This is a genomic window from Pseudomonas benzenivorans, from assembly GCF_033547155.1.
Taxonomy (GTDB): Bacteria; Pseudomonadota; Gammaproteobacteria; order Pseudomonadales; family Pseudomonadaceae; genus Aquipseudomonas; species Aquipseudomonas benzenivorans_B.
Genome location: NZ_CP137892.1, coordinates 2,874,399 through 2,891,400, shown reverse-complemented (window position 1 = coordinate 2,891,400; position 17,002 = coordinate 2,874,399). Strand labels below are relative to the sequence as shown.

Below are 17,002 nucleotides of genomic sequence, written 5' to 3'. Positions count from 1 at the left end.
AAGCTTGCGTTTTGCCGCTCGGCGGCAAGGGCTTTTCAGGGGTGAGCGATGAAGTCGGTGGGGCGGGCAAGTTTGTGGATCATGCTGGGCGGGTCGTTGATCCTGGCCCTGTCGCTGGGCATTCGCCATGGCTTCGGCCTGTTCCTGCCGCCGATGAGCGCCGAGTTCGGCTGGGGACGCGAGGTGTTCGCCTTCGCCATCGCCCTGCAGAACCTGATCTGGGGCCTGGCCCAGCCCTTCACCGGGGCGCTGGCCGACCGCATGGGCGCCAAGCGCACCATAGTCGTCGGCGGGGTGCTCTATGCCGTCGGCCTGGTGCTGATGGGCTTGGCCGACTCGTCCTGGTCGCTGTCGCTGAGCGCCGGCCTGCTGATCGGCCTGGGCCTGTCCGGCACCTCCTTCTCGGTGATCCTCGGCGCCATCGGCCGTGCCGTGCCGATGGAGAAGCGCAGCATGGCCATGGGCATCGCCAGTGCCGCCGGCTCCTTCGGCCAGTTCGCCATGCTGCCCGGCACCCTGGGCCTGATCGGCTGGCTCGGCTGGTCGGCGGCGCTGCTCGCCCTGGGCCTGCTGGTGGCGTTGATCGTGCCGCTGGCGGCGATGATCGAGGACCGGCCGCTGCCCAAACAGGGCAACGAACAGACCCTGCTGGAGGCGCTGCGCGAGGCCGGCGGCCACTCCGGCTTCTGGCTGCTGGCGCTGGGCTTCTTCGTCTGCGGCTTCCAGGTGGTGTTCATCGGCGTGCATTTGCCGGCCTACCTGGTCGACCAGCACCTGCCGGCGGTGGTCGGCACCACGGTGTTGGCGCTGGTCGGCCTGTTCAACGTGTTCGGCACCTATGCGGCCGGCTGGCTCGGCGGGCGCATGGCCAAGCCGCGTCTGCTCAGCGCCCTGTACCTGGCGCGGGCGGTGGTGATCGCCGCCTTCGTCATGACGCCGCTGACGCAGTGGAGCGCCTATGCCTTCGGCATCGCCATGGGCCTGCTGTGGCTGTCCACTGTGCCCCTGACCAACGGCACGGTGGCGACCCTGTTCGGCGTGCGCAATCTGTCGATGCTCGGCGGCATCGTCTTCCTCTTCCACCAGCTCGGTTCCTTTCTCGGCGGCTGGCTGGGCGGCTACCTGTACGACCAGACCGGCAGCTACATGCTGGTGTGGCAGATCGCGATCGTCCTCAGCCTGATGGCCGCGGCGTTGAACTGGCCGGTGCGCGAGCAGCCGGTGGCGCGCCTGCAGGGCGCCGGAGCCGAGGCGTGAGCGCCAGGCTCTGGGCGGGGGCCGGCCTGGTCCTGGCCGGCGCCGCGTTGCTGGCGTTGAGCTGGTGGGGCTGGCAGCAGGGCGGCCTCGACCTGCTGCAGCTGGGCGTGGGCATCTGCTAGGACGGAGCGGTCACGGCCCTCACCCATCTGGGCGATGGGGCCGTCTGCTCGACCTCCCTAGACTCGTGGGACGCCGGACGCAGTTTCCCGGCGTGCCCACAAGAACCATAAGGAGGCACCCATGCGTCGCGTTTTCACTTCTGCTATGGCCGCTTTGGCCCTGGCTGGCGCCGTCGAGGCCCAAGCCGGCTACACCCAGACCAAGTACCCCATCGTGCTGGTGCACGGCATCTCCGGCTTTAGCAACCTAGGTGGCTTGGTCAACTACTTCCATACCATTCCCTGGAATCTCGAGCGCGACGGCGCCAAGGTCTATGTCGCCAGCGTCGCGGCGTTCAACGACAGCGAGCAGCGCGGTGCCGAGCTGGCCCGGCAGATCCAGCCCTGGGCCGCAGCCAACGGCGGCAAGGTCAACCTGATCGGCCACAGCCAGGGCTCGCCGACTTCGCGGGTGGCCGCTTCGCTGCGCCCCGACCTGGTGGCCTCGGTGACCTCGGTCAACGGCGTCAACAAAGGCTCGAAGGTGGCCGATGTGGTGCGCGGGGTGGTGCCGGCGGACAGCGCCATCGAGGGCGGTGCCGCCGCCATCGCCGCGGCGCTGGGCGGCTTCATCAACCTGCTGTCCGGCAGCAACAACAGCCAGGACCCGCTGGCCTCCCTGGAGACCCTGACCACGCCGGGCACCGCGGCCCTCAACAGCCGTCACCCCTGGGGCGTGAACAACGCCAGTTACTGCGCTAAGTCCACCGAGCTGCACAACGTGCGCGGTCACAACATCCGTTACTTCTCCTGGACCGGCAACACCGCCTTCACCAACATCTTCGATGCCACCGATCCGCTGCTGGCCACCACCGGCCTGGCCTTCGGCGGCGAGAAGAACGACGGCCTGGTCGGCGTCTGCTCGACCTACCTGGGCCAGGTGCTGGGCGACAGCTACCACCTCAACCATGCCGACGCGATCAATCACCTGTTCGGCATTCGCGGCTGGACCGACCCGGTCTCGCTGTATCGCCAGCACGCCAACCGGCTGAAGAACAAGGGCGTCTGATTCCTACCGCACGAGCGGGCGGCCCCGGGCCGTCCGCCACCTGGAGACCCCATGTCCTTGTCTGTGCGCTCCATCCTCCCGGCGCTCGCGCTGGTCGCCTGCGCAGCCGGCCTGACGCTCTACTGGCAATGGCCGGCTGCGCCGTTGCCGCCGCCTGATGCTTCTCCTGTGCTCGAGACGCCCGTTGTCGTAGTCCCTGCGCCGCTGTCGGCGCAGAGTGCGGCAGCAGAACGGCAGGGCCCGACGCCGCGGCCCCTGGTGCCGGCCATGGCCGACACCGAGGTCGACGGCCAGCTGCACACCGACAATCGCGGTAACCTGCTGCTCGGCCTGGGCGTGCGCGACTATTTCGACTATTTCCTCAGCAGCGCCGACCAGCTGGGCCTGGAGCCGGCGGTCGCGGCGCTGCTGGCCGATGCCGGCGGCCGGTTGCAGGAGCCGGCGCTGGGCCAGTTGGTCGGCCTGCTGGGCGATTACCTGGACTACAAGCGCGCCAGCCTGGCGCTGCTGCAACAGCCGTTGAGCGCACAGCAGCAGACCGAGCCGCAGGTGCAGCTGGCGACCCTGCGTCAGGCGTTCGACAGCCTGGCGCAGTTGCGTCGCGCGCATTTCTCCGCCGGCGCGGTGGAGGCATTGTTCGGCGCCGAGGAAGCCTATGCCCGCTACACCCTGGACAACCTGGCGCTGCTCGCCCGCGAGGACCTGAGCGAGCCGGCCAAGGCCATGGCGCAGGTGCGCTTGCGCGAGCAGTTGCCCGAGATCCTGCGCGCCAGCGAGGAGCGTCAGCAGCAGGCGCTGGCCCGGCAGGCCGAGAGCGAGCGCTTGTGGCGCGCGGGGGCCAGCGAGGAAGAGGTGCGGCAGTCGCTCGCCATGACCTATGATCCGCCCACGGTCGAACGCCTGCTCGCCGAGCAACGCCGCGAACGCGCCTGGCAGCAACGCTACGGGGCCTACCGCGAGGAGCTGGCCGGCTTGCAAGGCCAGGGCCTGAGCGCGGCCGACCGCGAGCGTGAGCGCCAACGCCTGCGTCGGCGCCTGTTCGACGCCGAAGACCAGCACCGGGTGGACACCTATGACGCGATCGCCGCCAAGCAGCAGGAGGGCGCCAGCCCCACACCCTGAGTTCCGGGGCACTCGTCTATGAGCCTGCAGGCCGAGGAGCGTCTGCTGCTGGCGCAACAGCGCCGCGGCCATGGCCGCCTGCGTTTCGTCGAGGCCCTGGAGCGAGGGTTCGTCGAGCACCGGGTGCAGCGCATCCGCCGCCGCCTGTGGTTGATCGCCGGCATCGCCATCGCCTTCCAGGCGATCTACGCCGGCCTGGACCTGAGCCTGATGCCGCTGGACGTGGGCCTGTCGATACTGCCCCTGCGCCTGCTGGGGATCTGCACCGTGCTGGCGGCCTGCGCCTACTGTCGCCGTCCGCAGAGTGCCTTGGGCGGTACCCAGCTGGCCTACACCGGCGCCTATGCCTTCAACGGCGCTTGCGTGGTGGTGATGATCTACCTGAGCGCGGCCCAGGGCGAGGCCATGCCCTATGACGGCCTGTTCCTTATCCTGCTGTTCGGCTACGTGCTGCTCGGCGTGTCGTTCCGGGCTATCAGCCTGGCGGCCTGGGGTTTCTGCCTGCTGTACCTGCTGCTCGGTGTGCTGCTCACCGAGGCGGGGCCGGAGCTGGCGTACCAGGGGCTGTTTCTGGTCTGTGCCAATTTGATCGGCAGTGGCGGGGCCTATCTGCAGGAGCATGGTCAGCGTGGTGCCTGGTTGAACATGAGGCTGCTCGACCTGGCGCGCCAGCGCGCCGAGGCCGACGATGCGCGCAAGCTGCGCCTGCTCGCCGCCGCCAGCCACGACCTGCGCCAGCCGCTCAACGCCATGGGCCTGTATGCCCAGCATCTGCTGGAGCAGAGCCTTGAGTCGACCACTCGCCAGGTCTGCGAGCGCCTGGCGACCTCGGTCGAGCAGCTCAGCCGCCTGCTGCAATCTTTGCTGGACTACAGCCGCCTGACCCTGCCGGGGGGCGTGCCGGTCAAGCCGCAAGCCTTCGCCCTGCGCCCCCTGCTCGAGCGCCTGAGTGGTGAAACCGCGGATGAGGCCGGGGCCCAGGGCATCGAGCTGGAGCTGGACTGCAGCGAGCTCTGGGTGCGCAGCGATCCACTGTTGTTGGAGCGGGTGCTGCGCAACCTGCTGGTCAATGCCCTGCGTCATGCCCAGGCGCGGCGGGTGTGGCTGCGCGCCTGGGAGGAGGCGGGCGCCGTGCTGCTGGAGGTGGCCGACGATGGCCGTGGCCTGAGCCAGGCGGAACAGGCCCAGGTGTTCGAGGAGTTCCGTCAGCTGGACAATCCCGGGCGCAACGCCGAGCACGGCCTGGGCCTGGGCCTGGCCATCGTCCAGCAACTGGCGACGCTGCTGGAGCACCCGCTGCGCCTGGATTCCGCGCCGGGGCAGGGCGCGCGTTTCAGCCTGCGCCTGCCCTTGGCCGAGTCCGGGCAAAGGCCGCTGGCCGCGGCGGCCGGCGCGGCGCTGGGCGGGCGCATCCTGCTGCTGGAGGACGACGGCCCAGGGCGCGAGGCACTGGCCGGGCTGCTGCGGCGTTGGGGGTGTCAGGTCTGGGCCTGTGCGGACCTGCCCCAGGCGCTGCAGTGCCTGGACGAGGCCCGGCCGCAGTTGCTGATCAGCGACTACCGCCTGGGCGCGGCGGAAGATGGTCTGGTCGCCCTCGAACGGTTGCGCGAGGCGAGCGGATGGATGGTGCCGGCGCTGCTGATCAGCGCCGATGTCTGCCCGGAGCTGCAGGAACGCTGCATTCCGGCCCACGCCACTCTGCTCGGCAAACCGCTGTTGCCGGCCCGCCTGCGCCAGGTTCTGACGGTCTTGCTGCCGGGCGCCGCGCCTGTCGCCGCTGCCCAGGCGTAGTCCGGCGGCCGGCGTCGCTTCAGAGCCAGCCGCGCTGGCGTGCCGCGCTGACGCAGGCGGTACGGGTGTGCACGCCCAGTTCCTGGAACAGTGCCTTGAGGTGAGTCTTGACCGTGTCCTCGGCCACTCCGAGGTGGCGGCTGATGGCCTTGTTCGGCAGGCCGTCGGCCAGCAGCAGAAGGATCTCCTGCTGCCGCGGGGTGAGCTGCGGCTTCTCGCCAACGCCGGGCGCTGGCAGCGTCTCGCCGAGTAGTACGCGGGTCACCGCTCGGCGCAGGTCGTCGCCGTCGGCGCTCTTGGGAATGAAGCCCAGGGCTCCGGCGGCCAGCGCGGCCTGGGCGTCCAGGCTGGAATCGCTGGCGCTGAGGATCGCCACCGGGGTCATGCGGCCCTGTCGTTGCCAACGCTGCAGCAGCTCGAGGCCGGGCAGGTCGGGCAGACGCAGGTCCAGCAGGATCAGGTCGAAGTCCTGCCGCCTCAGGCAGGTCTCGGCCTCGGCGGCATTGTGCGCGGTCTGTACCCGCAGGTCGGGGCACAGCGGGGCGAGGGCCAGGCTCAGGCCATCGAGGAAGATGCGGTGGTCGTCCACCAGCAGCAGGCGCAGCTGGTCGGGCAGGGCGGTGCAGACTGTGGTCATGGGGTGTCCCACGCGGCTGTTCTTGTAGTTGTCGACGCCGCGCGAGTGTAACGCAATCGCGCCGCGGAATAGGTAGCGCTGGGTCACTGACGGGCGAGGCGATGACGCGAGCCGTTGCGTCACCGGGCTAAGGTCGTGCGGCGAGCATCGCGGGGATCAGGCGACCCGGCTGACGTTGCCGACGCAGCGCTGCCATGCCTCGATGAAGGCCCCGGGCTGGCCGTTGGGTTGAAACACCCGGCGCCAGACCTGGGCCAGGCCGAGCAGGTCGTCCGCCGCGGGCAGGACGAGGTGCTCCACCTCGATCAACAGCCAGGCGATGGCGGTGGCATAGCGCAGGTTGACCGTCAGTTCCAGGTGCGGGGCGGCGAGAAAGGCATGCTGGCTGGCCAGACCGCGCACCTGGCTGGCCAGGTCCGGGTCTTGAGCCAGATGCAGATCCCACAAGCCTTGATGGCGGCATTCGGTGATGCGGTACAGACCGTGGCCACGGCGGTCGTCGAGGGCGCTGCCGAGGCCCGATTGGCTGGCGGCGGCGCCCAGCAGCAGGGCTTCGGCGGAAACTGAGTGGCGCCCCAGGTAGACCAGGGTGGGGCGGATGACATGCTGGCACAACTCGCAGGCGGCGATTCCCATAAAGCCCTCGCGAAAGATGGCCGGTGGGGCCGTGGCGCGTGGCAGCTTCTGCTTGTTCTCTAAAGACCCCACCGGAAGCGGTGGTTAGCCGCTCATCTTCAAGTCTAGTGCGACCTTTGAGCTGTAAAGGGCTGTTTTTAAATTGTTTTCAGCTTTCGGTTATTGCCCATATTCCGCTTGGTGCTTAGCCGGGGTTGCTAGTGGCATAGAGCGCCACGTCACCGCAGGCTCACGTTGCGTGCCTGTTGCCTATCAGTCTCCGCTCGCCACGGGACGGCTCGGGTCGGTGATCCATTCGCTCCAGGAGCCGGCGTAGAGGCTTGCCAGCGGGTAGCCGGCGAGGCACAGGGCGAACAGGTTGTGGCAGGCGGTGACGCCGGAGCCGCAGTAGGCCACCAGCTCGTCGGCCGGGCGCGACCCCAGCTGCGCGGCGAAGCGCTGGCGCAGCTGCTCGGCGGGGAGGAAGTGGCCGTCGCTGTCCAGGTTGTCGGTAAAGGCCGCACAGCGGGCCCCGGGAATGTGTCCGGCCACCGGGTCCAGCGGTTCCACCTCGCCGCGAAAGCGCGGCAAGGCACGGGCGTCGAGCAGGGTCAGGTCGCTGCTGCCGAGGCGCTGTTGCAGCTGGGCGGCGCTGACCAGCAGGCCCTGGTCCGGCGCGCAGCTGAAGTCGCCGCGGGCCGGGCTCGGCTGCTCGTGACTCAGGCCCAGGCCGGCTTTGTGCCAGGCCTTGAGGCCGCCGTCGAGCAGGTAGACGCCGTCGCGCTTGCCCAGCCAGGCCAGCAGCCACCAGGCGCGGGCGGCGAAGGCGCCGGGACCGTCGTCGTACAGCACCACCTCGCTGCCCTGGTTCAGGCCCCATTGGCGCAGCCGTTCCAGCAGGACCTGGGGTTCCGGCAGCGGATGGCGGCCGGTGACGCCCTGGTGCACCGGACCGGAGAGATCCTGTTCCAGGTCGGCGAACTGGGCACCGGGGATATGCCCGGCGGCGTAGCTGCGCAGGCCATAGCTCGGGTCTTCGAGGGCGAAGCGGCAGTCGAGGATCAGCAGGTCGGGCTGTTCCAGGCGCAGGGCGAGTGCCGCGGGCGTGATCAACTGGGCGAGGGGCATGGCGGGCATCCTGTGGCCAATGGGGTCAGGGGCATGATAAACCCGGGGCCGAGGCACAGGAAAAGTACTTGGGCTAGGCTGGGATTGGCCTGTCGCGCACATGTCGGCGCGACCAGCAGAGGAGGCCATATGCACAGTCCGGCAGCCCTATTCGATCCTGTTCGCCGGGGGAAGAGCGCCGATGGTTGAGGCCATGTCGGTCGCCGAATTGCAGGCCCGGTTGGCATCTTCCGAGCCGCCGTTGCTGTGCGACGTGCGCCGGCAGCCGGCGTTCATCGGCAGCCCGCAGGTCATTCCCGGCGCGTTGCGGCGCCTGCCCGAGGCCGTCGCGGCCTGGGCCGGGACCCTACCCGGCGGGCGGGATGTGGTGGTGTACTGCGTGCACGGCCATGAGGTCAGCCAGGGCGTCGCCGCGTATCTGGCCGACCAGGGGCTGCGCGCCTGCTACCTGCGCGGCGGCATCGAGCAGTGGAAGGCTGAAGGTGGGGCCACTGTGACGTTGTCTGAATAGTCCCGTTGCTGGGCGCGGCCAGACTGGCTGGCCCGCGCTTCGCCGATTTCCGCCCGCCACTAGGTTGTCCATGGTTTAGCGATAGAGGTGTCTGTGCCGCAGTTGCTGACAGTCGTGCTCTTTACCTTGCTGGCCGGCATGGCCATGCCCTGCGGTGCGGCACTGGCCAGTGTCGGACGGATCAGCCCGGGCTGGCTGGAGGAGGAGTTTCGCCACGGCGTGATGGCCTTCGGCGGTGGCGCCTTGTTGGCGGCGGTCGCCCTGGTGCTGGTACCGGAGGCGATCGACGACCTCAGCCCAGGGTGGGTGGTGCTGTATTTTTCTGCGGGTGGCGCGGCCTTTATGGGCGTGGACGTCCTGATGTTCCGGCTGCGCACTTCGGCCAGCCAGTTGCTGGCGATGCTTGCCGACTTCATTCCTGAGTCCCTGGCCCTGGGCGCGGCCTTTGCCTTCGGCGGCGAGGGCGCCGTGCTGCTGGCGTTGCTGATGGCGCTGCAGAACCTGCCGGAGGGTTTCAATGCTTACCGAGAGCTGAGCGATGCGACTGCGTACAGTCGCCGGCAGATCATCCTGACCTTCGCCGCCATGGCGCTGCTCGGCCCGTTGGCGGGGGTGAGCGGCTACCTGTGGTTGGCCGACAGCCCCGTATTGGTGGCGGCGATCATGCTGTTCGCCGCCGGCGGCATTCTCTATTCGGTTTTTCAGGACATCGCCCCGCAGGCCAAGCTGGACAAGCACTGGGCTCCGTCCCTGGGCGCCTTGCTGGGCTTCGTGCTGGGGATTATTGGGCACATGGCGACTGTGGCTTGAGTCAGTCTGCTGTATCGTGCGCGCTCCTCCCATTCCCCCAGCCAAGAGAGAGTCATGAAGCGCTTCGTACTGCTGGATACGGTTGAAATTCCCGACAACGCCGGCGCGTTGTGCCTGTTCGAATACGGCGAGGACTTCGTGATCAAGATCGCCGGCGGCGATGGCGGTCAGTTGATGAACACGCGCATGCACGGCTCCGAGGATGCCTTGGCGGCGATTCCCTGCAAGCAGGTGGCGAGCAGCCCACAGGTGCGGGCGCTGATCGGCGGCTTGGGCATGGGCTTCACCCTGGCCGCGGCGCTGCAGCACCTGGGCGCCGATGCCGAGGTGACGGTGGCCGAGCTGGTGCCCGGGGTGGTGGCGTGGAACCGTGGGCCGCTGGGGGCCAAGGCCGGCTACCCGCTGTTGGACCCGCGCACCCGGGTGGTGCAGGAGGATGTCGCCAAGCTGCTCAAGACCGCCAATCAGGCCTTCGACGCGATCATGCTGGACGTCGACAACGGTCCCGAAGGGCTGACCCAGAAGGGCAACGGCTGGTTGTATTCGGCCGAGGGGTTGCGCCACTGTCACCGGGCGCTGCGGCCCAAGGGCCGGCTGGCGGTGTGGTCGGCCAGCGCCGACCGCCCGTTCGGCGAGCGGGTGCGCCGGGCCGGCTTCAAGGTGGAGGAGGTGCAGGTGTATGCCCACGGCAACCGCGGCACCCGCCACACCCTGTGGATCGCCGAGAAGCTCGGCTAGGGGCGCGTTCGTCGCAAGCGGGCCCTGGCGCGGCGAGTCTCAGCGAATCCGCAGCTTGCCGATGCGGTCGTTGTCCAGGCTGCCGAGGTACAGGTAATCGCCCACCGGCTTGGCCGAGGTGATCATGCGCAGGTGGCTGCCGCTGGTGTCGTGCAGGCTGCGGACGATCTCGCCCTGTTCATCGATCGCGACGACCAGGCCATAGGGAATCGCCTTGGGCCACAGCGCCCGGGGCAGCTTGGCCAGCTGCGCCTTGAACCAGGGGTGGCGGTGCAGCAGGTCGGCGTCGGCCTTGCGCGGCGTCGGCAGGGCGACCCAGAACAGCCCGGCGCCGTCGCCCTCCAGGTTGTCCGGCAGGCCCGGCAGGTTGTCGATGAAGGTGTCCGCGGTGCCGGCCTGGTCGCCCGCGAGCCAGTAGCGAGTGATGCGGTAGCGGTAGGTCTCGTTGACCAGCACGAAGTCCTCCTCCGCCGACAGCGCCACGCCGTTGGCGAAGTACAGGCCCTCGAGCAGCACCTCGGTCGTCTTGGTCCGCGGGTCGTAGCGCAGCAGGCGGCCATGGGGGCGGGCCTCGAGCAGGTCGAGCAGGTAATCCGGCTGCTCGAAGCGCGAGGAGGCGTCGCTGAAGTAGATGCGGCCGTCGCGGGCGATCGCCAGGTCGTCGGTGAACTTGAAGGGCACCCCGGCGGCCTCGGTGCTCAGCACCTCGATGCGCCCCTGCGGGTCGATGGCCAGCAGGCCCTTGTAGGCGTCGGCGACTATCAGATTGCCGGCCGCATCGAAGTCCATGCCCAGCGGGCGGCCGCCGGTGTCGACGAAGGTCGCCACGGCGCCGTCGGCGTCGATGCGCACGATGCGCCCGTCCTGCAGGCCGCTGTAGAGCCGGCCCTGGGCGTCCAAGGCGCTGTCCTCCGGCCCCGGCAGCTGGCCCTTGGCGATCAGCTCGGCCTTCATCAGGGTGTCGTTCGGCTCCAGCACGCCGGTCATGGCCGGGGCCGGCGGTGCCTGCCAGGCCAGCGGCTCGATGGGACTTGGGGTGACGGCCAGGTAGGCGGCGCCGGCGGCGATTGCCAGGGCGAGCAGGCCAAGCAGTTTCTTCATCGTGGTCATTCCTTGTGCTGAAGAGGGCGGGTGGCGCGGGGGCGACAGATTACACAGATCGCGCAGCGCGCGTGCCCTCTTTGCCGGCCCCGATGCCCGGCAAAGGGCGAGGGCGATATATACTGCGCGACATTCTTGACGGGAGTGCCGCGTGGCTATCGATATTCACTGGATTCTTGACGACGCCAGCCTGGCCCGGCACTGCGCCGACTGGCGGGCATTGCCCTTCGTGGCCCTGGACACCGAGTTCATGCGGGTCGACACCTTCTACCCGATCGCCGGCCTGCTGCAGGTCGGCACGGGCGAGCGGGCCTACCTGATCGACCCTTTGCAGATCGCCGACTGGCAACCCTTCGCCGCCCTGCTGGCGGACCCGGGCGTGGTCAAGGTGCTGCACGCCTGCAGCGAGGACCTGGAGGTCTTCCAGCGCCTGACCGGCAGCCTGCCGACGCCGCTGTTCGACACCCAGCTGGCCGCCGGCTACCTCAACCTGGGCTTCTCCATGGGCTATTCGCGCCTGGTGCAGGCGGTGCTGAACATCGAACTGCCCAAGGGCGAGACCCGCTCCGACTGGCTGCAGCGGCCGCTGTCGGACACCCAGATCAGCTATGCCGCCGAGGATGTGCTGCACCTGGCGGAGATCTACGCCGCGCTGCAACAGCGCCTGTCGCCGCAGAAGAACGCCTGGGTGCTGGAAGACGGCGCCGAGCTGGTGGCCAACCTGCGCCGTGAAACCGATCCGGACGAGCTCTACCGCGAGGCCAAGCTGGCCTGGAAACTGTCCCGTCAGCAGCTGGCGGTGCTGCGCGTGCTGTGCGCCTGGCGCGAGCGCGAGGCGCGGGCGCGCAACCAGCCGCGCAACCGCATCATCCGCGAGCATTCGCTGTGGCCGCTGGCCCGCACTCAGCCGGACAACCTGGTGGCCCTGGCGCGGATCGAGGACATGCACCCCAAGACCGTGCGCCAGGATGGCGAGACCCTGCTGCAGCTGATCGAGGAGGCCGCCGCCACGCCGCCGGCCGCCTGGCCCGAGGCGCTGCCCGAGCCCTTGCCGGTGGAGGCCTCGGGCCTGCTGAAGAAGTTGCGCGCCATCGGCCAGCGCCAGGCCGAGCGCCTGGACATCGCCCCGGAGCTGATGCTGCGCAAGAAAATCCTCGAAGCGCTGCTGAAAAGCGGCTACCCCGATGGCCCCTATGAACTGCCGGACGCCCTGCGCGGCTGGCGCCGCGAATTGATGGGCCAGGCCCTGCTCGACTGCCTGGCCGCCGAAGGAGACCCCGCGTGAAGCGCATCTGCTCGATCTACAAAAGCCCACGCAAGAACGAGATGTACCTCTACGTGCTGAAAAGCGACGCCCTGGCGCGCGTGCCCGAGAGCCTGCTGGCGGCCTTCGGTCCGCCCGCCCATGCCTTCGACCTGGTGCTGAGCCCGGAGCGCCAGCTGGCCCGCGAGGACATCCACAAGGTGCTCGACAACCTCGAGCAGCAGGGTTTCCACCTGCAGATGCCGCCGGCCGAGGAGGAATACATCGAGCACCTGCCGGAAGAGTTGCTGCGTCGTAACGACCCGATCTGAGTGCCATTGGCCGAGGAGCCCTTGCCATGCCCCTGCTGATCGCCGAAGCCGCCCACGCCACCTACGCCGAACTGCTGCGCCAGACCGCGCCACAGCTGGAAATTCGCGGCAGCGCCGACCCCGCCGAGCTGGCGCGCTGGGCGGCCGAGTGTCCCCTGTGGTTGGGGCAGCCCGACCTGCTCGCTGCCTTGCTGGCCCAGGGCCACAAGCCGCAGTGGCTGCAGTCGACCTGGGCCGGCATCACCCCCTTGTTGGCGCCGGACCTGCCGCGCGACTACCGGCTGAGCCGCGCCGTGGGCATCTTCGGCCAGGTGATGGCCGAGTATGTGCTGGGCCACCTGCTGGCCCACGAGCGCCGGCTGTTCGCGCGCCTGGCCGCCCAGGTCGAGCAGCGCTGGGACAACAGCCTGCCGCGCAGCCTGGCCGGCCGTCGGGTACTGATCGTCGGTTGCGGCGACATCGGCCAGAGCGTGGCGCAGTTCCTCGCCCCCTTCGGCGTCGAACTGTTCGGCGTCGCCAGCCGGGCGCGGGCGCAGGCACCCTTTGTCGAAGTGGCCGGCATGGACGCGCTGCCGCACCTGGCCGCCGAGGCCGATTACCTGGTCAACCTGCTGCCGGATACCCCGGCGACCCGGGATATCTACGATGTGGCGCTGCTGGCCCGGCTCAAGCCCAGCGCCGTGCTGATCAACGCCGGGCGCGGGGTGGCGGTGGTCGATGCCGATCTGGTCGCGGCCCTGGAACAGGGGCGGCTGGCCGCCGCGGTGATCGACGTCTGTCGCCAGGAGCCCCTGCCGCCCGGCCACCCGTTCTGGACCGCGCCGCGCCTGCTGCTCACCGGCCACAGTTCGGCGCCGACCGAGCCGCCGTTGATGGCGCGGCTGTTTCTCGACAACCTGGCGCGCTGGCGCAGCGGCCAGGTGCTGCGCGGTCAGGTGGATTTCGCCCGCGGTTACTAGCGGGTGCCATTCGGCACCGCGTCCTTGGCCGCAGGCGGGGGCCACGCTAGACTGCCGCCCCCTTTTCTCCGCACCCCATTGCCCGCCATGGCCGCCAAAGTCGAACCCTTCTGGAAACGCAAGACCCTCGCCCAGCTCGATCAGGACGAGTGGGAGTCGTTGTGCGACGGCTGCGGCCTGTGCTGCCTGCAGAAGCTCGAGGACGAGGACGACGGCAGCGTCTATTACACGCGTATCGCCTGCAAGTTGCTCGACCTCGACAGCTGCCGCTGCACCGACTACGCCAATCGTGCGCGCTTCGTGCCCGACTGCATCCAGCTCACCCCGGCCCAGGCCGATCAGTTCCAGTGGCTGCCGCCGACCTGCGCCTACCGCCTGGTCAGCGAGGGCAAGGACCTGCCGCTGTGGCACCACCTGGTCTGTGGCGATCCGCAGGCGGTGCATGTCGAGCGCATCTCCCAGGCCGGCCGCATGCTCAGCGAGAACAGCGTGGCCGAGGACGATTGGGAAGAGCACCTGATCTTCCGCGCCGGCTAGGCCCACGGCGCCCGACGCCGTTGCAGTGCCGCCGGCTTTGTGCAAGCGTAGCGGTCGCCGACCCGGAAGTCGTTCGACCCAGACCCGGTCTCTGTATCGATCCGCCTCTCTTGCCAAGGAAATGTCCCCCATGACGATTCGTCGCACCCTGCTGTCCGTCGCCCTGTCGCTGCTCGCCGTCCCGCTGTGGGCGGCCCAACGGGTCGATCTGGACTACCGGGTGAGATTCCTGCCGGACAGCGACCAGGCCGAGGTCAGCCTGACCCTGGAGAAAGGCGAGCGGGTGCTCGGTCTGGATTTCGACCTGGGCGAGGAGGGCGCCTACTCGGACTTCGCCGCCGATGGCCAGTGGACCCAGGACAGCCCCGGGCGGGGGCTGTGGCAGCCGGCCAAGGGCCGGGCGAAGCTGAGCTACCGGGTGCGCGTCAGCCATCTGCGCAATGGCGAGCACTATGATGCGCGCATGACGCCCGACTGGGCACTGCTGCGCGGCGACGACCTGGTGCCCAGCGCCCGGCTGCGCCAGGAGGACAACACCGAGCTGGTCGCGCGCCTGCAGTTCGACCTGCCCAAGGGCTGGCGCGGGGTGGAGACCGGCTGGCCGCGCATCGGCAAGAACAGGTTCCGCATCGACAACCCGCTGCGCAAGTTCGACCGGCCCACGGGCTGGATAGTCGCTGGCAAGATCGGCACGCGCCGGGCCAAGCTCGGCGAGACCGAGGTGACGGTGGCGGCGCCGGTCGGCGAGGGCATGCGGCGGATGGACATCCTCACCCTGCTGACCTTCGTCTGGCCGCAGATGCAGGCGGTGTTCCCGCGGGACCCGGCCAAGCTGCTGATCGTCGGCGCCGGCGACCCGATGTGGCGCGGCGGCCTGTCGGCGACCAATTCCTACTACATGCACGCCGATCGCCCGCTGGTCAGCGAGAACGGCACCAGTTCCCTGGTGCACGAACTGGTGCACGTATTCAGCCGCATCAGCCAGCGCGATCGCAGCGACTGGGTGGTCGAGGGCCTGGCCGAGTACTACGCCATCGAGATCATGCGCCGCGCCGGCGGCCTGAGCGAGGAGCGCTACCAGAAGATTCGCCAGCAACTGAGCAAGTGGAGCAAGCCGGTCAAGAGCCTGCGCGGCAAGCGTTCCACCGGCCCGGTGACCGCCCGTGCGGTGTTGCTGCTGCAGGAGCTGGATCGCGAGATACGCCAGGCCACCCAGGACAGCCAGCCGCGCTCCCTGGACGACGTGACCCGTGGCCTGATGCGCCTGGACAAGGTCAGCACCCAGGACCTGATCGACATCAGCGAGAGCGTCATGGGCGCCCCGTCCGAGGTGCTGGACACCCGGCTGCTGCGCTGACCGGCGGCGCGGCCTCATCCACCCGCGGAGCGTTTAAGGGAGTCGAACCATGCTGGGCATCGAGCACTTCGGTCTTTTTCTCGTCGCCACCCTGGCGCTGAACCTGACGCCGGGGCCGGACATGCTGTATATCGCCTCGCGCGCCAGTGCCCAGGGCACCTCGGCCGGGCTGGTATCGGGCCTGGGCATAGGCGTCGGCTGCCTGGTGCATGCCCTGGCGGCGGCCTTCGGCCTGTCGGCCCTGTTGCTGATGTCGGCCCTGGCCTTCAGCCTGGTGAAGTGGGCCGGGGTGCTCTACCTGATCTGGCTGGGGGTGCAGCTGGTGCGTGCGGCCTGGCGCGAGTCCCCCGGTCAGGCGTTGGCCCCGGCCAGCTTGTCTCGGGTGTTCTGCCAGGGCGTGCTGGTGAACCTGTTCAACCCCAAGGTGGCGCTGTTCTTCCTCGCCTTCCTGCCCCAGTTCGCTCGGCCCGACTCGCCGAATTTCGTCTGGCAGATGCTCCTGCTCGGCCTGTTCTTCAGCCTGTGCGGCACCCTGGTCAATGCCGGGGTGGCGCTGCTGTGCGGGCACTTCGGCAGTCGCCTGGGCAATCGCCCGGCCTGGCGCCGCTGGCAGCAGAGCGGCGCCGGGGTGTTGATCATGGCCATGGGCATCGGCCTGGCACTGACCGAGCGGCGCGGCTGAAGCCCCTAGTACTGCGGCCCGGATCGGGTGTTGTTGCCCTTGGCCAGGCGGTCGTAGAGCACCACGTTGACCGTGGCGGCGAGGTTCATGCAGCCGTTGGTCGGCACGTACACCACATCTTCGCACCAGGCGCGGATGCGCTTGTCCAGCGAGCCGTCTTCCGGACCGAAGATATAGAACGCCCGATCCGGGTGGGTGTACTCGGGCAGCGGCCGGGCGCCCTCCACTAGTTCCACGGCGACAGGGGTGCAACCCAGGGGGATGATCTTCTGCAGGTCGTCGATGGCGATCAGCGGGATGTCCAGGTGGACCTGTTTGGTGTCGGTGACGAAGTCGCGGGCGCGCTCATAGCGTGTGCCGGTGTAGAACACCGAGCTGACCCCGTAACAGCCGGCGGCGCGCATCACCGCGCCGACGTTCTCCGGCGACTTGGGGTTGAACAGACCGATGCAGCTGTATCTCTTGTTCGCCACGTACTGACCCCTCGGGCAAAGGGCGCCAGTATAAAGGGGCGCAGGGCGGGCCGGCCTATTCTTTGTTCTTCAGCAGCGCGGCGAGGTCGGCGAAGGCCTTGTGGGTCGCCTTGGGGCCCTGGGGGCTGGCGGTGGAGCCTTCGCTGAAATACTGCTGGTCGGTGTAGCGCGAGTGTTCGTTGTCGTGGCAGTACAGGCACAGCAGCTCCCAGTTGGAACCGTCCTGGGGGTTGTTGTCGTGGTTGTGGTCGCGGTGGTGCACCGTCAGCTCGCTCAGGCGCTTGCCGGAGAACTCGCGGCCGCAACGCCCGCAGACGTGGGGGTACATCTTCAGGGCCTTGTCCCGGTAGCCTTCCTCGCGACTGCGCTGGGCCTCGGCGAGGATGCGGTCGAGCTTGGCGGTGGGCGAAGGGGATTTTTCCGTGCTCATGGTCTGTTCCATCGTGCGGTTCGGGGGCTTGCTTGCAGTTTAGTCCTGCCGGCTGTCGCCGAGAACCGGGCGCGGGGCACTTTTGCAGGCAGGCGCGGCCCAAAGATCG

Annotated in this window: 20 protein-coding genes; 14 read left to right on the top strand and 6 right to left on the bottom strand. The window is 69.0% G+C overall.

Going from position 1 to position 17,002, the window contains the following annotated elements; translation table 11 throughout:
- Nucleotides 1-57 precede the first annotated feature (57 nt).
- From SBP02_RS13270 to SBP02_RS13250, 5 genes are all read left to right on the top strand, one after another.
- Nucleotides 58-1,257: an MFS transporter gene (locus SBP02_RS13270; protein ID WP_318642312.1), complete on the top strand. Its 1,200-nt coding sequence runs from the start codon at nt 58-60 to the stop codon at nt 1,255-1,257.
- On the top strand, nt 1,254-1,379 hold the full coding sequence (locus SBP02_RS13265) for a hypothetical protein (RefSeq protein ID WP_318646398.1): 126 nt from the start codon (nt 1,254-1,256) through the stop codon (nt 1,377-1,379). Before SBP02_RS13270 ends, SBP02_RS13265 begins: the two co-directional genes overlap by 4 nt.
- Before the next feature lie 121 nt (nt 1,380-1,500).
- Complete coding sequence (locus SBP02_RS13260; RefSeq protein WP_318642310.1) at nt 1,501-2,427, top strand: esterase/lipase family protein; 927 nt, start codon at nt 1,501-1,503, stop codon at nt 2,425-2,427.
- Nucleotides 2,428-2,478: 51 nt separating this feature from the next.
- Nucleotides 2,479-3,549 carry a lipase secretion chaperone gene (locus SBP02_RS13255; protein WP_318642308.1) on the top strand — a complete coding sequence of 357 codons (1,071 nt, stop codon included), beginning with the start codon at nt 2,479-2,481 and terminating at the stop codon, nt 3,547-3,549.
- A gap of 18 nt (nt 3,550-3,567) precedes the next feature.
- Nucleotides 3,568-5,340 (top strand): hybrid sensor histidine kinase/response regulator, encoded by a 1,773-nt coding sequence (locus SBP02_RS13250; protein WP_318642306.1) that lies wholly within the window; start codon nt 3,568-3,570, stop codon nt 5,338-5,340.
- Between the two features lie 19 nt (nt 5,341-5,359).
- On the opposite strand, the gene SBP02_RS13245 is transcribed toward SBP02_RS13250, so the two are convergent.
- From SBP02_RS13245 to SBP02_RS13235, 3 genes are all read right to left on the bottom strand, one after another.
- Nucleotides 5,360-5,977 (bottom strand): response regulator transcription factor, encoded by a 618-nt coding sequence (locus SBP02_RS13245; protein ID WP_318642304.1) that lies wholly within the window; start codon nt 5,975-5,977, stop codon nt 5,360-5,362.
- A gap of 156 nt (nt 5,978-6,133) precedes the next feature.
- On the bottom strand, nt 6,134-6,613 hold the full coding sequence (locus tag SBP02_RS13240; RefSeq protein ID WP_318642302.1) for a hypothetical protein: 480 nt from the start codon (nt 6,611-6,613) through the stop codon (nt 6,134-6,136).
- A 252-nt stretch (nt 6,614-6,865) separates the two neighbouring features.
- Nucleotides 6,866-7,720 (bottom strand): sulfurtransferase, encoded by an 855-nt coding sequence (locus tag SBP02_RS13235; RefSeq protein ID WP_318642300.1) that lies wholly within the window; start codon nt 7,718-7,720, stop codon nt 6,866-6,868.
- 181 nt (nt 7,721-7,901) lie between these two features.
- Here SBP02_RS13235 and SBP02_RS13230 point away from each other — a divergent pair, with 181 nt between their 5' ends.
- The 3 genes from SBP02_RS13230 to SBP02_RS13220 all read left to right on the top strand — a co-directional run bounded on the left by SBP02_RS13230 (nt 7,902) and on the right by SBP02_RS13220 (nt 9,779).
- Complete coding sequence (locus tag SBP02_RS13230; protein ID WP_318642298.1) at nt 7,902-8,231, top strand: rhodanese-like domain-containing protein; 330 nt, start codon at nt 7,902-7,904, stop codon at nt 8,229-8,231.
- Nucleotides 8,232-8,324: 93 nt separating this feature from the next.
- On the top strand, nt 8,325-9,041 hold the full coding sequence (locus SBP02_RS13225; protein ID WP_318642295.1) for a ZIP family metal transporter: 717 nt from the start codon (nt 8,325-8,327) through the stop codon (nt 9,039-9,041).
- Nucleotides 9,042-9,095: 54 nt separating this feature from the next.
- Nucleotides 9,096-9,779, top strand: a complete 684-nt coding sequence (locus SBP02_RS13220; RefSeq protein ID WP_318642293.1) for a spermidine synthase — start codon at nt 9,096-9,098, stop codon at nt 9,777-9,779.
- A 39-nt stretch (nt 9,780-9,818) separates the two neighbouring features.
- Here SBP02_RS13220 and SBP02_RS13215 read toward each other — a convergent pair whose 3' ends face one another.
- Nucleotides 9,819-10,880 (bottom strand): SMP-30/gluconolactonase/LRE family protein, encoded by a 1,062-nt coding sequence (locus SBP02_RS13215; RefSeq protein ID WP_318642291.1) that lies wholly within the window; start codon nt 10,878-10,880, stop codon nt 9,819-9,821.
- A 151-nt stretch (nt 10,881-11,031) separates the two neighbouring features.
- On the opposite strand from SBP02_RS13215, the gene rnd reads away from it, so the two are divergent.
- The 6 genes from rnd to SBP02_RS13185 all read left to right on the top strand — a co-directional run bounded on the left by rnd (nt 11,032) and on the right by SBP02_RS13185 (nt 15,990).
- Complete coding sequence (gene rnd, locus SBP02_RS13210) at nt 11,032-12,165, top strand: ribonuclease D (RefSeq protein ID WP_318642289.1); 1,134 nt, start codon at nt 11,032-11,034, stop codon at nt 12,163-12,165.
- Entirely contained in the window at nt 12,162-12,455 is a 294-nt protein-coding gene (locus SBP02_RS13205; RefSeq protein WP_318642287.1) for a YcgL domain-containing protein, read from the top strand. Before rnd ends, SBP02_RS13205 begins: the two co-directional genes overlap by 4 nt.
- 26 nt (nt 12,456-12,481) lie before the next feature.
- The gene (locus tag SBP02_RS13200; protein ID WP_318642285.1) at nt 12,482-13,414 is read left to right on the top strand and encodes a D-2-hydroxyacid dehydrogenase; all 933 of its coding nucleotides are present in this window, start codon (nt 12,482-12,484) and stop codon (nt 13,412-13,414) included.
- An 87-nt stretch (nt 13,415-13,501) separates the two neighbouring features.
- Entirely contained in the window at nt 13,502-13,951 is a 450-nt protein-coding gene (locus SBP02_RS13195; protein WP_255839139.1) for a YcgN family cysteine cluster protein, read from the top strand.
- Between the two features lie 130 nt (nt 13,952-14,081).
- Nucleotides 14,082-15,308 (top strand): hypothetical protein, encoded by a 1,227-nt coding sequence (locus SBP02_RS13190; protein ID WP_318642280.1) that lies wholly within the window; start codon nt 14,082-14,084, stop codon nt 15,306-15,308.
- A gap of 49 nt (nt 15,309-15,357) precedes the next feature.
- Complete coding sequence (locus tag SBP02_RS13185) at nt 15,358-15,990, top strand: LysE family translocator (RefSeq protein ID WP_318642272.1); 633 nt, start codon at nt 15,358-15,360, stop codon at nt 15,988-15,990.
- A gap of 5 nt (nt 15,991-15,995) precedes the next feature.
- Here SBP02_RS13185 and SBP02_RS13180 read toward each other — a convergent pair whose 3' ends face one another.
- Both SBP02_RS13180 and SBP02_RS13175 read right to left on the bottom strand, forming a co-directional pair.
- On the bottom strand, nt 15,996-16,463 hold the full coding sequence (locus SBP02_RS13180; protein ID WP_318642270.1) for an RNA methyltransferase: 468 nt from the start codon (nt 16,461-16,463) through the stop codon (nt 15,996-15,998).
- Nucleotides 16,464-16,518: 55 nt separating this feature from the next.
- Nucleotides 16,519-16,893, bottom strand: coding sequence for a YajD family HNH nuclease (locus SBP02_RS13175; protein ID WP_318642268.1), 375 nt, complete (start codon nt 16,891-16,893; stop codon nt 16,519-16,521).
- Nucleotides 16,894-17,002 lie beyond the last annotated feature (109 nt).

What these genes read in the sequence shown, in the direction of transcription:
- SBP02_RS13240 (WP_318642302.1), bottom strand. Translation starts at nt 6,613, where the DNA reads ATGGGAATCGCCGCCTGCGAGTTGTGCCAGCATGTCATCCGCCCCACC.
- SBP02_RS13260 (WP_318642310.1), top strand. Translation starts at nt 1,501, where the DNA reads ATGCGTCGCGTTTTCACTTCTGCTATGGCCGCTTTGGCCCTGGCTGGC.
- SBP02_RS13250 (WP_318642306.1), top strand. Translation starts at nt 3,568, where the DNA reads ATGAGCCTGCAGGCCGAGGAGCGTCTGCTGCTGGCGCAACAGCGCCGC.
- SBP02_RS13190 (WP_318642280.1), top strand. Translation starts at nt 14,082, where the DNA reads ATGACGATTCGTCGCACCCTGCTGTCCGTCGCCCTGTCGCTGCTCGCC.
- SBP02_RS13220 (WP_318642293.1), top strand. Translation starts at nt 9,096, where the DNA reads ATGAAGCGCTTCGTACTGCTGGATACGGTTGAAATTCCCGACAACGCC.
- SBP02_RS13200 (WP_318642285.1), top strand. Translation starts at nt 12,482, where the DNA reads ATGCCCCTGCTGATCGCCGAAGCCGCCCACGCCACCTACGCCGAACTG.
- SBP02_RS13195 (WP_255839139.1), top strand. Translation starts at nt 13,502, where the DNA reads ATGGCCGCCAAAGTCGAACCCTTCTGGAAACGCAAGACCCTCGCCCAG.
- SBP02_RS13215 (WP_318642291.1), bottom strand. Translation starts at nt 10,880, where the DNA reads ATGAAGAAACTGCTTGGCCTGCTCGCCCTGGCAATCGCCGCCGGCGCC.
- SBP02_RS13230 (WP_318642298.1), top strand. Translation starts at nt 7,902, where the DNA reads ATGGTTGAGGCCATGTCGGTCGCCGAATTGCAGGCCCGGTTGGCATCT.
- SBP02_RS13245 (WP_318642304.1), bottom strand. Translation starts at nt 5,977, where the DNA reads ATGACCACAGTCTGCACCGCCCTGCCCGACCAGCTGCGCCTGCTGCTG.
- SBP02_RS13255 (WP_318642308.1), top strand. Translation starts at nt 2,479, where the DNA reads ATGTCCTTGTCTGTGCGCTCCATCCTCCCGGCGCTCGCGCTGGTCGCC.
- SBP02_RS13235 (WP_318642300.1), bottom strand. Translation starts at nt 7,720, where the DNA reads ATGCCCCTCGCCCAGTTGATCACGCCCGCGGCACTCGCCCTGCGCCTG.
- SBP02_RS13175 (WP_318642268.1), bottom strand. Translation starts at nt 16,893, where the DNA reads ATGAGCACGGAAAAATCCCCTTCGCCCACCGCCAAGCTCGACCGCATC.
- SBP02_RS13185 (WP_318642272.1), top strand. Translation starts at nt 15,358, where the DNA reads ATGCTGGGCATCGAGCACTTCGGTCTTTTTCTCGTCGCCACCCTGGCG.